Consider the following 13,906-nt stretch of genomic DNA (forward strand, 5'->3'; position numbering starts at 1 on the left):
CTTCTGTTGTCCGTAGAATTTTAGTACAAACTCTCTAATTGTCCTCTGCCCCCAGGCAAACAGTCGAATCCAAACTCCCTGCAATCACACCTCATCGGTAAACATTTCCACCGCCAACTCAAACCCCGGCAAAACCGATTCCCCCGACAACACCGTCGGCAACGATCGCACCTCCACCGCAGCCCCCAACCGATAAATTTCCACCTGCTGCTCCTGGGGATTAATTAACCAACCCAACCTCACCCCACTCGCCAAATATTCCGCCATCTTCTCCCGCAACAACCCCACATCATCCGTCCGCGATCGCAGTTCAATTACAAAATCCGGCGCGATCGGTGGAAATTTTTGCCGTTGTTCCGGCGTCAATGCCTGCCAGCGTGATAACTCCACCCAAGCCGCATCGGGAGACCGATCGCCCCCACCCGGCAACTTAAACAACGTCGAAGAACTAAACACCTTCCCCAACTTCGTTTGACGGTTCCACACCCCCAAATCGATAATGTAATCTGCCTCTCGGTTGCCGCTATCGCCGCCGACGGGTGACATAACAATTAATGCTCCTTGGGCCGTCCGTTCAAGATTCAACACTGGATTCGTCAAACACAACTGATAAAACTGCTCATCCGTCAGATGAACATCGGTGAGATCGAGCTGGAGAGGAAGGGTAATTGCCATCACTTGCCACCGTCGCGCCCTCTATGGACTCACATTATGGTCACATTCGCACTTAAATTCCATTATCGCTAGTTTTCTCACCCATGGGGACTTCAGAAACACCGTCCAGTCCCCTGAGCGCCCACCCCCTTCTTGCCCCGATCGTCCCTCACCCCACCCCAAAATTTTCCAGAATTCCCCAGAATTGATGTCACCCCTGCGGGACTGGCAAGTATCATAAAGAATCCTTGACGGTGATTTGGTGCAAAGAGGATTGGCAGCTATGGGATCTCTCATCTTCAAACGCCTACGCAGTGGCCTGAGCCTGTGGGCGCTCTCACTCCTATTACTCCCCCCGATCGGCCTTGCTGCCCCCACCGATGACCGACGGTCGGTCGCAGACCAGCGCCCCATCATCACCTATCCCCCCGACGCCCCACCCCCCGCCGACAAACCCAACCCCGTCCCCAAACAACAACCCACCACGATCGACTATCGGGTTCCCGCCCTACTCAGAGACTACAGCGGCTTCCTGTGGGTGGGCACCTGGGGAGGACTGACTCAGATTGACCCCAACACAGGCCGGATTCTGGCCCGCGTCTCAATCCCCAACCCCATCACCGGAGCCCTCGCCCAAGACAAAGTAGGACGGATTTGGGTGGGAACCGCAGAAGGGCTATTTCGCATCGACGCCCGCACCAAAGAAGTCACCGCCCAAAATATCACCCTACCGTCCAACCGTGTTCTCTCCCTGCAATTGGATAAACGGGGCTACCTGTGGGTCGGCACCGATCGGGGGCTTGCGCTCATCAGTCCTGACCAAGGGCTCCTCATGACCACCCTACAAGACTTACCCGGCGTCAGCGCCAACGCTATGACCTTGGACAAAGACGGGCATCTCTGGGTTGGGACGTTAGAAAGCTTGGTGCAGATCAATACCGCCAAGGGCAAAATCATCAAAACGGTCGCAGAAATTCCCGGTGGCGTCGTACAGACCGTTGCCGCAGACAACCATGGCTCAATTTGGGCTGGAACCCCCAGTGGCTTGCTAGAAGTCAAAGCGCAGCCAGGTCGAATACTACGATCGGTCACCCAACTGCGCGGGAAAGAAATTGTATCGCTGCGGTTTGACGAGCGGGGCACCATCTGGGTCGGCAGTGGCAGTGGGCTATTTCGGCTCAATCCCTACAACGGCAAAATTTTAGGTCAAATTGCCGGGTTGCCCAGCGATCGGGTTTTGATTGTCGTCACCAATACAGGCAATAAGCTTTGGGCTGGGACGACCGAGGGGCTTGCTTGGGTCAGTATGAAAGATTTTCGGGCTCGCGCCTATGATGCTTTATTTGCCAAGGGATCGACCCCATCTCCCACCCCCATCCGACTGCGCTAAATCGGAACTCGGCCTTGTGCTCCTTCACTTACACTCCCTCAGCGGAGGGATCAAACTGAGCCATACAGCTTGGATGACAGCGACCTGAGAGCGGGATCGCTCTGCTTTGCAGTGCCCTATGGGTAGAGCTAAACGGATAGGGACTGAACAGATAGGGCTGAACTCCAAATTCCAAGGGGATCAGAATTCGATCGGGATTCGATCGGGGTTTGATCAGAATTCGATCGGGCGTTCATCCGGCAATTTTTTTAATTATTTTTGATTAGAGATCATAAAAAAGTCAGTGATTTGTCTAAATGATCAGTCAATCACTGGGACAGGAGTGACTAGACTTAATCCGAAGAAAATCAAGAAAATCACATTAAAACCGAACAAAAGCTTAAAAAAGTGTACCCACAAAGATAGATCTGAATCTCCAACGTGAGTGATCTGAATTGTCAAAAAATATACTTACTACGAGAACCTTTTAATACTAAAGAAATATTTTTCCATCCCATCAGAAGTAGATTGATGCCAGCTAATAATCATTTAACAAATCGCTGAAAGCTTCTCTGAGCAAGCTTTTTCAAGCTGAATTGCAATTTAATCTCGCAACAATAATAGTAACCCGACAATATTGTTATCATTTCAAAATGGCTTAAATAACTTATAGTGTAGTCAAATTATAATGCACTCGAAGCATCGCTTTTTTCTTTCAAAACTTGAATAGAATACCCTATGATTCAATACACCTCCGCCAAGCCGCTCTATATTGTACTCATCAGTATTCATGGCCTCATTAGGAGTCATGATTTGGAATTAGGCCGCGATGCAGATACTGGAGGACAAACAAAATACGTCGTTGAATTAGCAAAAGCCCTGGCCAATCAACCGAATGTCGAGCGGGTTGATTTAGTGACTCGACGAATCATAGATGATGCAATTGATCCCGATTACGCCAAAGAGCTAGAACCCCTCACCGACAAAGCCCAGATTGTTCGGATTGAAGCAGGGCCAGATCTCTATCTCCCCAAAGAAGAACTATGGCCTCACCTGGATGGTTTTGCCGATCGACTCTTCACCTGGCTGCACGAGCAACCCCGCATGCCAGACGTGATTCATAGCCATTACGCCGATGCCGGATACGTGGGAGTGCGGCTCACCCATTTAACCGGCTTACCCCTGATTCATACAGGGCATTCCCTGGGGCGGGATAAATGCCGACGGCTCTTGGCCTTGGGGATGACCATGGAAGACATTGAACAACGCTACCATATGCCCCAACGCATTAGTGCCGAGGAAGATACCTTAGGGAATGCAGAATTAGTCATTACAAGTACCCATAATGAAATTGAAGATCAATATGAACTCTATGACTATTACACACCGGATAAAATGGCGATTATTCCACCAGGGACTGACTTAGAACAGTTTTATCCACCCAGCACTCAAACTTCAATTAATGTTAAATTCAAGAAAACTCTCAAGCAATTTCTAAGCCATCCGGAAAAGCCGATTATTCTTGCCCTCTCTCGCCCCGATGAACGTAAAAATATTGTTTCCCTATTAGAAGCCTATGGGCAATCGCCCCGGTTACAGGAATTAGCCAATTTAGTCATTGTTGCAGGTAATCGGGAGGATATTCGCGAATTAAACGAAGGGGCACAAAACGTTTTAACCGAATTATTGTTAGTGATTGACTGTCATAACCTATACGGGCGCGTGGCCTTGCCCAAACACCATGCCCCTGGCGAAGTGGCTGAAATTTACCGATTGGCGGCAGCTTCGGGGGGGATATTTGTTAACCCAGCGTTAACGGAACCCTTTGGGTTAACGCTCTTGGAAGCAGCGGCCAGCGGTTTACCCTTGGTTGCAACGGAAAATGGTGGCCCTGTTGATATTATTGGGAATTGTCAGAATGGGCTCTTGGTTGACCCGTTGAATGAGAAGGCGATCGCGGAAGCGTTATTAACCATCCTAGAAGACCCGGAACTCTGGCAAACGTTTTCCCAGAACGGCCTCAAAAATGTGGCTCAATTCTATTCCTGGGATGCCCATGCCCGCGCCTACCTCAGCAAAATCCAACCCCTGATTCTTCAGCACAAGCCCCTCTCCAAATCACCAGCCATTCCCAAAGGCAGTCAATACCGCAAACGGGCTATTTTCACCGCGATCGACAATACACTTGTGGGTAATGGGGAAGCACTGGCGGAATTTGTCAAAGTGGTTCGCCAACAACACCGTAAGTTTTTGTTTGGCATTGCCACTGGGCGGCGTTTGGATTCTGTTCTGAAAGTGCTGAAAACCCAGGGAATTCCGATTCCTGACATTTTAATTACCAGTTTAGGCACCGAGATTTACTATCCCCCTCAGCTCAAGGCGGATGTGGCCTGGAACCACCATATCGATCACTGGTGGACACCCAAAGTCCTCCGTCGCATTATTGACCCCTTACCGGGCGTGGCCCTGCAACCCAAAACGGAGCAGAGTCGCTTTAAGGTGTCCTACTATTACGACGCCAATATCGCCCCCCCGCTCGAAGAAATCTTGACGCTACTGCGGCAACAGGAACTCTCCGTCAATACCACGCTGTCCTTTGGGCAATACCTGGATTTTGTGCCTGCGAGGGCGTCCAAAGGGCTGGCAGTGCGCTACGTGGCAAGGCAATGGAATATTCCGTTGGAGCGGGTTTTGGTGAATGGGGGATCGGGCGGGGATGAAGACATGCTACGGGGCGATACCTTGGGCGTTGTCGTCGCCAATCGCCATTGGGAAGAGTTATCCCTCTTAAACGAGACCGATCGCGTTTATTTCGCAGAGGGTGAACATGCCTGGGGCATTTTAGAAGCGATCGAGCATTATGACTTTTTCAACCTATAGCTTTTAACCCATAGCTTTTAACCCATAGCTTTTAACCCATAGCTTTTAACCCATAGCTTTTAACCCATAGTATTTTCAGCAGTAGTATTTCTAATTCATCGCGTTTCTAATTCACAGCGTTTCTAATTCACAGCATTTCTAATTTATAGCGTTTACTGATAGCGTTGATGTTGGATGATTAGCAAGGATATACATGATGCAACGATTATTAATTTGCACTGATCTCGATCGCACGTTACTGCCCAATGGCAAGCAGGCTGAATCTCCCACCGCACGGGAACGCTTTGCCCGTCTGGTCAGCCGTCCCGACGTGTTCCTAGCCTATGTCAGTGGTAGACACCGCGATTCCGTCGCCACTGCGATCGAGCGGTATCAACTCCCGGTGCCTAATTGGGTGGTGGGCGATGTGGGCAGTACGTTGTACCATGTGCAGGCCGATCGTTGGGAACCGTCCCATCTCTGGGAACAGGAAATTGCAGGTGACTGGCGGGGCTTAATCGCCGCAGACATTCAGCCATTCCTAGACGCCTTGAGCCTGCCCGAGTTAACCCCACAAGAAGCGGAAAAACAAAATCGCTACAAATTGAGCTATTACGTCCCCGTAGATGCGGACATTGAGGCATTGCAACACCGGATCAGTGCGCACTTGGCAGAGCAGACCATTGCCGCTAGTTTGATCTACAGCATCGATGAGGCTTTAGAAATTGGCCTATTGGATATCCTGCCTGCCCGTGCCACTAAGTTACATGCAGTGGAATTTTTGATGCGGCACCAAGGATTTGATTACGCCAATACGGTGTTTGCTGGGGATAGTGGCAATGATTTACCCGTATTGGCCAGTGCAGTGCCGTCGGTGCTGGTGGCGAACGCAACGCAGGATGTGATCGACCAGGCGCGACGGCAAGCCCAACAACAGGCCACCCTCGATCGTTTCTATCTGGCCCAGGGGAATTTTTTGGGCATGAATGGTCACTATAGTGCAGGCATTTTGGAAGGAATCGCCCATTACCATCCCCAGACTAAACCTTGGATGGAGTCGGGTTGGATGGAGTCGGGTTGGATGGAGTCGGGAGAGCAAGCGGGATCAGCCCACACACCGCAAGATTGAGTGCAATTTTGGGTTCTGGCTCGAGCCCCTGCATAAACGCCGATCGTGGCCTGTGTAAGGTTTCATCCTTTGCCATACCGTCGGGTCTGGCTCATCGAAACTAACACAGGAGCTCTATCCAATGCGAATTACGGACAACTTTGTCAAAACCTACAATTATTCCCGCTATCAATACACCACCACGGTGCGCCACCAAGGCACGGTCATTGCCTTTGCCATGGACGACAAGCGGCGAATTTATTATAGTGTGCTGGATTTGAGCCAGGGGGCCGCCAGTCAGACCGGATTTGATGGGGAATGTTGGCTAGAACAGCCCCAGTTGTTGCCTTTCCCGAAGGAAATCACCCAAGTGGGTTTTGGGATTGCAGATGCCACAGTCATGCCCCAGGTTAAACAGGGCGATCGCACGCCTGTTGCAGCGAACATGCAACTGCGGGCAGGCGAACTGGATGAATTTTTATCTTCTACGGCTCGCTTATCCGCTGATGCCCCCTTTCAGGTAATTTCCGATGGCAAAGCCCTCTATGTTTTACGCCAAGCGATCGCATCGGAACATCCCGATATGATCTATACCAATGGAAAAACACCGATCGTAAATTCCACCCTATTACTCGATCGCTTTATCCTAGTTGGCAATCGCCTCAGCTTAAAGCAAGAAGTTCGCTACCAACGCAGTCGCCATAAAACCCGCCCTCAAAGTGATAAAGATAGCTTGAATGCAGTGGATCTCGAAGGCAATCCCTTCATGGAACCCACCCAGGAATTAGAATTTATTCAGAACCTCAGCCAAGGGCGCTTTACGGCATTAGTTTTACCCACCGAAATTGCAACGATTAAACAATGGCAGATCTTTGCTTATAACCGCAAAACCCAAATGATTGATGCCTACAATCTGGAGCAATCTCCCGATGGCCTCTTCAATCTCCAGGGAAGTTCTCTGCTAGAAATTCAAACAACTTCAGAATCTGCTCTGATGTTGAATGGTCAAGATAATTATATTGAAATCTCCCAACCCCAATTGCCCTGTGGAACCGCGAACTATACGATCGAAGCTTGGGTACAGGGGCAGGGCACGATTATTAGCTGGGGCAACCAAGGCCGCTATTCCCTGCAATTAACCGCAACGGAATTGCTGGATACCTGGTCGGATGCCGTTGCCAAGCCGAAGGTCCTAGCCGCAAAAATTGCCCAAAATTCTGCATGGCACCATGTCGCTGCAACCTTTGATGGTCGCGCCCGCAGACTTTATGTGGACGGTGTGGAAGTCAGTCAGGATCAGCCGGGGAATTCCTCTGTTCAAACCTTCCCTGTTCAAAACAGCGCAATGGCCCAAATTGGCGCGATCGCAGGCCGGGATTTATTCACCGGAACGATCGATGAAGTGCGCGTTTGGAATCGGGCGCGATCGGCCTTTGAAATTGCTGAAAGCCTCAATCAGCGGTTAATGGGCAATGAACCCGGTCTAGTCGCCTATTGGCAGTTTGATGAAGCAGCGGGTCGTACCCTGTTCGATCACACGGATTCTGCCCAACACGGCGCGATTCGTGGCAATGCCACTTGGGTGAAGTCAAGTGCCCCCGTCCAAAGCAGCACCAGTCTCCGTCGGGATAGTTTCCAACTGGAGGGCCGATCGATTACGTCGGGCTTCTCCGCCATCCTCTATTACCAACAGGAAAATGCGATCGGAGGCTATCAGCAAAGCAGTAAACCCTTCAAACAAAATGCGCGGGTCATGTTGGCGGTCAATACCCAGCAAGGCACGCAAACCCCCGAAGTGTCTATCCTGGATTTTGCTGTGTCTCGGGCGGGCCAATTGGCGCAGGTTTCCACCCTTGTACAGTTGCCCTTGCTCTCTATCCAATCCGATAACGCTGCCCTGAAAACCGCTATCGATACTCGCCGCGCGAAAATCGCCCAACTCCAGCAAGAGCTCCAGCAAGTGGAGAGCACCCTCAAGTCCATGGTGGCTCCCACAGCGACGTTTTATGGTGGATTTAATTTTCAGGGGGATTCCTTCACCCTAGCCGCAGGGAATCAATCGAATTTCCGAAATTTGCGATTCATTAATTCTATTCGGATTAATCCCGGCGCGATCGTCACGTTGACCGGCGGCCAACCGATCGTGTTTAACGACAAGGAATCGGGCAACATCAATTCTGATTTAAGCGGCATGTTTAATGGTGTCAAAGTTGATGAATCTGCTGACAATCGCAATCGACGGGCCAGTTTACAACAGAAAATCGATCAAGTTCAGCAACAAATTCAAAATCAGGAAGCCCTGCTCGCAGGAGAACTGAGCAAATTGCAGGGGGAACAATCTGTACCGATGAAACTCCTAGCGATCGACCAGTCCGGATTGACGATCGCGGGAGGCGTTCTACAAAACATCACAGCCCAAGATACGCCGTTGTTATTCGATAGTGCCACCGGCCAACTGGCCCTCTATTTCCGAGGGACGGAGGATCAATTCCGGGCTGCCTACTATGACACCTTAACGGCTCGGGCCAAATTCCCCTTGGGTGCTGGCAATAGTCCGGTGATTGCAATCGCGAAATCTACAGAAACAGAATTGGATCGGTTAACAGTCACCATTACCGGTGAGGATGCCCAAACCTGTACCGTAACCGTGGGTGGCGCAGAGTCATTGCAGGAAGTGTGGCGCAATGTGCCCCGGATGCCCAAACAATTTGCAGCGGTGTTGAATGGCATGGTGGCAGAACCCTTGAATGTGGCGACCTTAGGCCAAGCGATCGCGCCGGGACAGGTGACCGCCCTCACCATTGCGGATAAACTCACCCGGAGCTTAACCGCAGGCGATTTGCTTCAAGTGGGAGAAAGGGTGTTTACAGTGGCGCAGAACAGCGATCGCACTTGTGAGGTGGTGCCCGTCTTACCTGCGATCGTTGAGACAGCACTGCCAGCCACAACCCCCATTAACCTGATTGAATACGATTACAACAACGCCAGCAGTAACCATATCCTTGCCGATTTGCGTCAAGGTTCCTTGCTCCTGCGCATTGTGGATGGAGTCGGTGGGCAAGCCAACGCAGCGGATTTGCTAGCCAATGGCACGTTCCAACCCCAATCGGCCACGCCAGTCTGCCGTTGGGTCGGTGCGGCACCGGGCAATACCCTCGCCTTCAGCGGAACGGAGTACGGCAAGCTGAGTGATCCGAGTTTGCTGCCCCAACTGACAGCGGAACGGAAGCTCTCGATCGAAGCTTGGATTAAACCCACACCCAATGTGCAGCGAGGCCGCATTCTGCAATACCGCGCCTCAGACACAGCACAATATGCCCTTGGGATTGAACCCATTCCGTCGGCGCTGCGGTTTGCGACAACGGATTTGATCGAACTGGGTTTAGCGGAAGAGTTAGGGTTACGCGATCGGGATTTCTTGGTGGAAGTCTGGGTTAATCTACCTTCGACGGTGGGGGATCGCAGTCTCCTAGGCACCGATATTCTTAAAGCCAATGAAGGATTGCATTTGATCATTCGCAACGGGAAACCCTATTTCGGCTTCTTTGGCAACGATACCGCAGGTCAAACGGTAATTAATCCTAATACTTGGTATCACTTGGCCTTTCGATACACGAAAGCTACCGGAGAACAGGCGATTTTCGTCAATGGGGAATTGGATACGGCAACGCAGAAACATGCCGCTTTTCAAGGTAAAGGGATGGTTAAATTAACCCGTTCCAGTGGCGACTTCCTCGGCGGTAATGGCTTTCCCCTAGAAGGCGCGATCGATGATGTCCGCATCTGGTCACAACCCCGATCGAATGCCCAAATCAAAGCGGATTATAACCGTCGGTTAGAGGGCAATGAAGCTGGATTGGTGCGGTACTGGCATTTTGAGAATGGTCTGGCCAAGGATTACTCAATTAATCGCCGCGATCGGGCGATTGTCGGTACACCGAAACTAGAAACTTCGCCCCTGAGCCCCTACACCCTAGTCGCCAATGTGGGCAATCAAACGCTGCGGGCCAAAACGACCCTGCCAACCGGGGAATGGAATCATGTTGCTGCCACTTTCTGCCAAGCCTACGCAGTGCAATTTGATGGCAAAACGGGCTACCTGGATTGTAGCAATCAGCAAACGTTGGATCTCAATCGAGACTTGACGATCGAAGTGTTCCTCAAACCCGAGGGCACGGGGTTTCAACCGATTCTCAGCAAAGGTACACTGAACACGGGCACCGAACAAAAGGTTCCCTATCTGCTCTATCTGCTCGATGGCAAGGTGGGCTTTGCCTTTGAAACGGCGGATGGTACCCTCAAGACGTTTACCACGGCGGCACCCCTGCCCCTGGGCAAATTTACCAAGATTGGGGTCACTCGTAAATATAACTCCAGCACCGAGTTGGATGCCAATAAACAGCCAATCTCTAGACAATGGTACGACATCCAGTTCTACATCAATTCTGTCCGTACAGATGCCTCTCAATTCCCGGATGAGAGACTGAAGGAAGCCTTTAAGGAGGTGGGATCTAACGATAGTGCGTTAATCATCGGTCGAGCTGCATCCTTCGAGGGCACACCCAGCTTTTTCAATGGCAGCATGAGTGAAGTTCGGCTGTGGAATGTCGCGCGATCGGATCTGGGCAATCCCATCACCGGAACCGAAAAGGGGATGGTCGCTTGGTGGACATTTGCGGAAGCGGAAGGCACGATCGCCCAGGATGCGAAGGGCAACCATACCGCGAAACTGAAAGGCGGCTGTACCTGGATAAAAACGCCGAATCCCAATGGCTCCACGTTGCTGTTGTACCGGGAAGGAATGCCGATCGCCACGGAATTGATTAGTAATACAACCGTAACGACCAATCAATTCACGATCGGGGCTGCCTTAAACGGAACAGCGGTACAGGAAGCATTTAAGGGAATTCTGAAAGATCTACGAATCTGGAAGACTGTACGCACGTTAGAGCAGTTGCAAGATAATATGTTTACGCCATTGCTCAACGAACGGGAAGACTTAATCGCCTACTATTCCTGTGATGCAGAAAGCGAAACCCAAGTATTGGATCAATCCTTCCATCGTAACCACCTAACGTTTATCAAAGCTGATCAGCCCATCACACCGCCATTCCGCCTTTCCAAGGCTCCGATTAGTTTGGATATCCCCCAAATCCAAAGCGCCCTCAGTAACGAAAGAACGGTTTATCACGATATCTTGCACAGCCAGCCCAGTGTGCAGGAATACGGAGAAATGCAGCGGGATAGTGCAGGGAATCTCTTTGGGGTGCTCAAACGTTGCTATAGCGTGATCAAAAACCAGCAATGGCAAATTATCACAGGCTTTAAGGTGGGCAATTTAGTGACTGAATGGGTGGGGCAAGTGCAATCCGATCCGCAGTTAATTGGATTTATCGAGGGTGCGCCGCCGGTACCCAGTGAAAACTTGACCCTGCGGGAGGATTACAGTGCAGCAAGTTCAGTAGAGCTCACCGAAGCTCAAAGCACGACCTATACCTACACATCCTCGCGGGATACTGGATTTGACATGGCGATCGAAGGTTCGGTGACCTTTGGGGTGAAGTCTGAAACCACTGCGGGGGTCGGGGTTGAGACTTCCATGGAAGATACGGACGTGCAAATCGGGGTCAAAACGAGTTTTGAGAATTCGCTGGGCTGGTTGGAGGATGCCAGTTCTGGGACAGGCAGAACCACCACGAAAGCAAGCAAAATGACCCTGCAAGGCAATACGATCGATGGACGCTTTACGCCCAATAATGTCGGGTTTGCTCTGGTACAGTCGGAAACGGCGGATGTCTTTGCCCTACGGTTACAGCACAATAATGCCCTCGTATCCTATCAAATGCGTCCGAACCCAGATATTCCTCGGGATTGGAACATTATTACATTTCCTATCAATGCTGCCTACACAAAACAGGGAACGCTGGATGGAAAGGTTGGACTACAAGCAGATTTAGATTATCCCAATGCATTGAACTACAGTTCTGATAGTAGTTACTTCAAGCCGATCGAAGCTTACCAGATCAAAAATAAAATTCAGCGGGAACAGGAACAACTCAAAGCTGAATTCGATCAGTTTGATGCTGGGGGATTGGGGCGTCGGCAATCAGTGACCCATTTTTCCTCCGCCGATTTGGCCCAGGGCCGATCGCTGGATAAACTGCCCCAACGGCACAAACGCAATCTGGTCAATACCTATGTCTGGACTGCGGATGGTGGCTTCTTTGCAGAATCGGAGGAAACCCTAGACATTCAGCAGGAAACCATGGGCGGCTCCTACGCCTTTAAAGGCATGGCAGGGTTGGCCTTTTCCGCAGAAGTTGCGGTGAGTAAGGTCGCAATGGGAGTTGAACTGCAAGCCTTATTTGGTGGGCATTTGAATCTGACGGTGGCGAAGAGTGCTGAGTCACAGACTGCATTTGGGGTCAATATTGAACTGGATGTGGAACGCGATATTATGCAACGGGATGGGGCAGGCAACCTGGTGGTCGATCGGAGCAATCCACGGCAACCCATGCCCCAAAAACAACCGGGTAAGGTGGATGCCTATCGGTTTATGACGTTCTACCTAGAACCGAAAACCAATCACTTTGATGAGTTTTTCCACCGTGTGGTTGATCCCCTGTGGTTGAATCAAAGTCATGATCCCAATGCGATCGCGCTGCGACAGGCCAATCAAGTTGCTGCTAAGCCTGCCTGCTGGCGAGTGATGCACCGAGTGACCTACGTCAGCCGTGTGCTGGAAACCATCCCCAGCCAGCCTCAACCCTCCTTGGAAAAAACCTTGGTCGCGATCGATGTGAGTAGTAATTATGAGTTAATTCGTCGATTAGATCCTCTGGTGCGGAGCCAGAAGGACAGTGTAGGACTGCTTGCAACGGCTGTTCACGAGGCGCTGAACCGCTATTTACCGGAGCTACTTCCCCATGAATCTGAGGTTGTGCAGTACATGATGAATTACTACGGCACATTATCCGCGTAGTCTCATTGGTTGTGCAGTACATGATGAATTACTACGGAACATTATCCGCGTAGTCTCATTCTGAATAGCAAGTTGTACTTGATTTGAATTATGGTCTGGGCGTTACCAATTTCTGGTAACGCCCAGTTTCTTTAAGGCACTGAAGGGGGGATAGCTCTATGGGTTGGGCGATCGTTAGTGAGCATTGTCCTGCTGTAATTGCTGAATTTGCTCAATTGACCAGCCCGTTGCCCGGACAATCAGATCAATCTCTGCGCCTTCCCGTAATAGGCTGATGACCAGCGATCGGCGACCTTCCTCGCGGCCTGCCTTCTTCACGGCCTTCTTCCAAGACGGATTGATAGGTAACGGACTCACGCATCACATATTCACCCCAGCATTGCCAGACTCACTCACCAGCTTACCAAAGGCATCATAGGTAAATGCAAGACTTCAGCCAATCGCAATATTGAGTACTATTCATTAGATAGGCGGATTACCTGCACTAAATAAACCTAGATCATTCATCTCGAATTACGCTGCAAGCTTGGTAAAGTCAAGGTTCTAGTCATAGATCTCAAATAGGCTCTATAGGCTTCTTGTAAATCATTTCCATAATCGAATAGTTGACCCTCCGATCGTGTTGCAACGACTTCACCACTGGCTGCGCATCTGGCAGCACTGGAGTGATTGTATTTAGGGAGTCGATTAATCTCTCCAGTTATATTATTCCGAATATTACGAAGCCTTTTCCCATGATGAGACTGCCCTGAGTTTTCTGAATTCCTAATGTTTCAAAGAGGAGATTGAGCCTCTTTTTTGTAGAGTAAAAGAAGCAAGATGTGGAGACAAAATGAGATGGAAAGATGTATGTGCACAGAAATTGATCCAACGATTGAGTCAATCATTAGTTCAAGGATTAGCAGAATTATCCTTTTCACCCTGTGCTGTATAC

General features: G+C 50.4%; 6 protein-coding genes. 4 read left to right on the top strand and 2 right to left on the bottom strand.

Annotated elements, in window-relative coordinates; translation table 11 throughout:
* Positions 1-84: 84 nt before the first annotated feature.
* The gene (locus H6G21_RS09595) at positions 85-675 is read right to left on the bottom strand and encodes a Uma2 family endonuclease (RefSeq protein WP_190573113.1); all 591 of its coding nucleotides are present in this window, start codon (positions 673-675) and stop codon (positions 85-87) included.
* A 262-nt stretch (positions 676-937) separates the two neighbouring features.
* Between H6G21_RS09595 and H6G21_RS09600 the strand changes: the two genes are divergently transcribed.
* The 4 genes from H6G21_RS09600 to H6G21_RS09615 all read left to right on the top strand — a co-directional run bounded on the left by H6G21_RS09600 (position 938) and on the right by H6G21_RS09615 (position 12,972).
* Complete coding sequence (locus H6G21_RS09600; protein ID WP_190573115.1) at positions 938-2,044, top strand: two-component regulator propeller domain-containing protein; 1,107 nt, start codon at positions 938-940, stop codon at positions 2,042-2,044.
* A gap of 717 nt (positions 2,045-2,761) precedes the next feature.
* Entirely contained in the window at positions 2,762-4,903 is a 2,142-nt protein-coding gene (locus H6G21_RS09605; protein ID WP_190573118.1) for an HAD-IIB family hydrolase, read from the top strand.
* Between the two features lie 193 nt (positions 4,904-5,096).
* A complete protein-coding gene (locus H6G21_RS09610; protein WP_190573120.1) occupies positions 5,097-6,011 on the top strand; it encodes an HAD-IIB family hydrolase in 915 nt (304 codons plus the stop codon).
* A gap of 121 nt (positions 6,012-6,132) precedes the next feature.
* Complete coding sequence (locus H6G21_RS09615; protein ID WP_190573123.1) at positions 6,133-12,972, top strand: LamG domain-containing protein; 6,840 nt, start codon at positions 6,133-6,135, stop codon at positions 12,970-12,972.
* Between the two features lie 174 nt (positions 12,973-13,146).
* Here the strand turns inward: H6G21_RS09615 and H6G21_RS09620 are convergent, their stop codons facing one another.
* Complete coding sequence (locus tag H6G21_RS09620; RefSeq protein ID WP_190573125.1) at positions 13,147-13,329, bottom strand: hypothetical protein; 183 nt, start codon at positions 13,327-13,329, stop codon at positions 13,147-13,149.
* Positions 13,330-13,906: the final 577 nt, after the last annotated feature.

This window comes from Alkalinema sp. FACHB-956 (assembly GCF_014697025.1).
Lineage (GTDB): Bacteria > Cyanobacteriota > Cyanobacteriia > Leptolyngbyales > Leptolyngbyaceae > Alkalinema.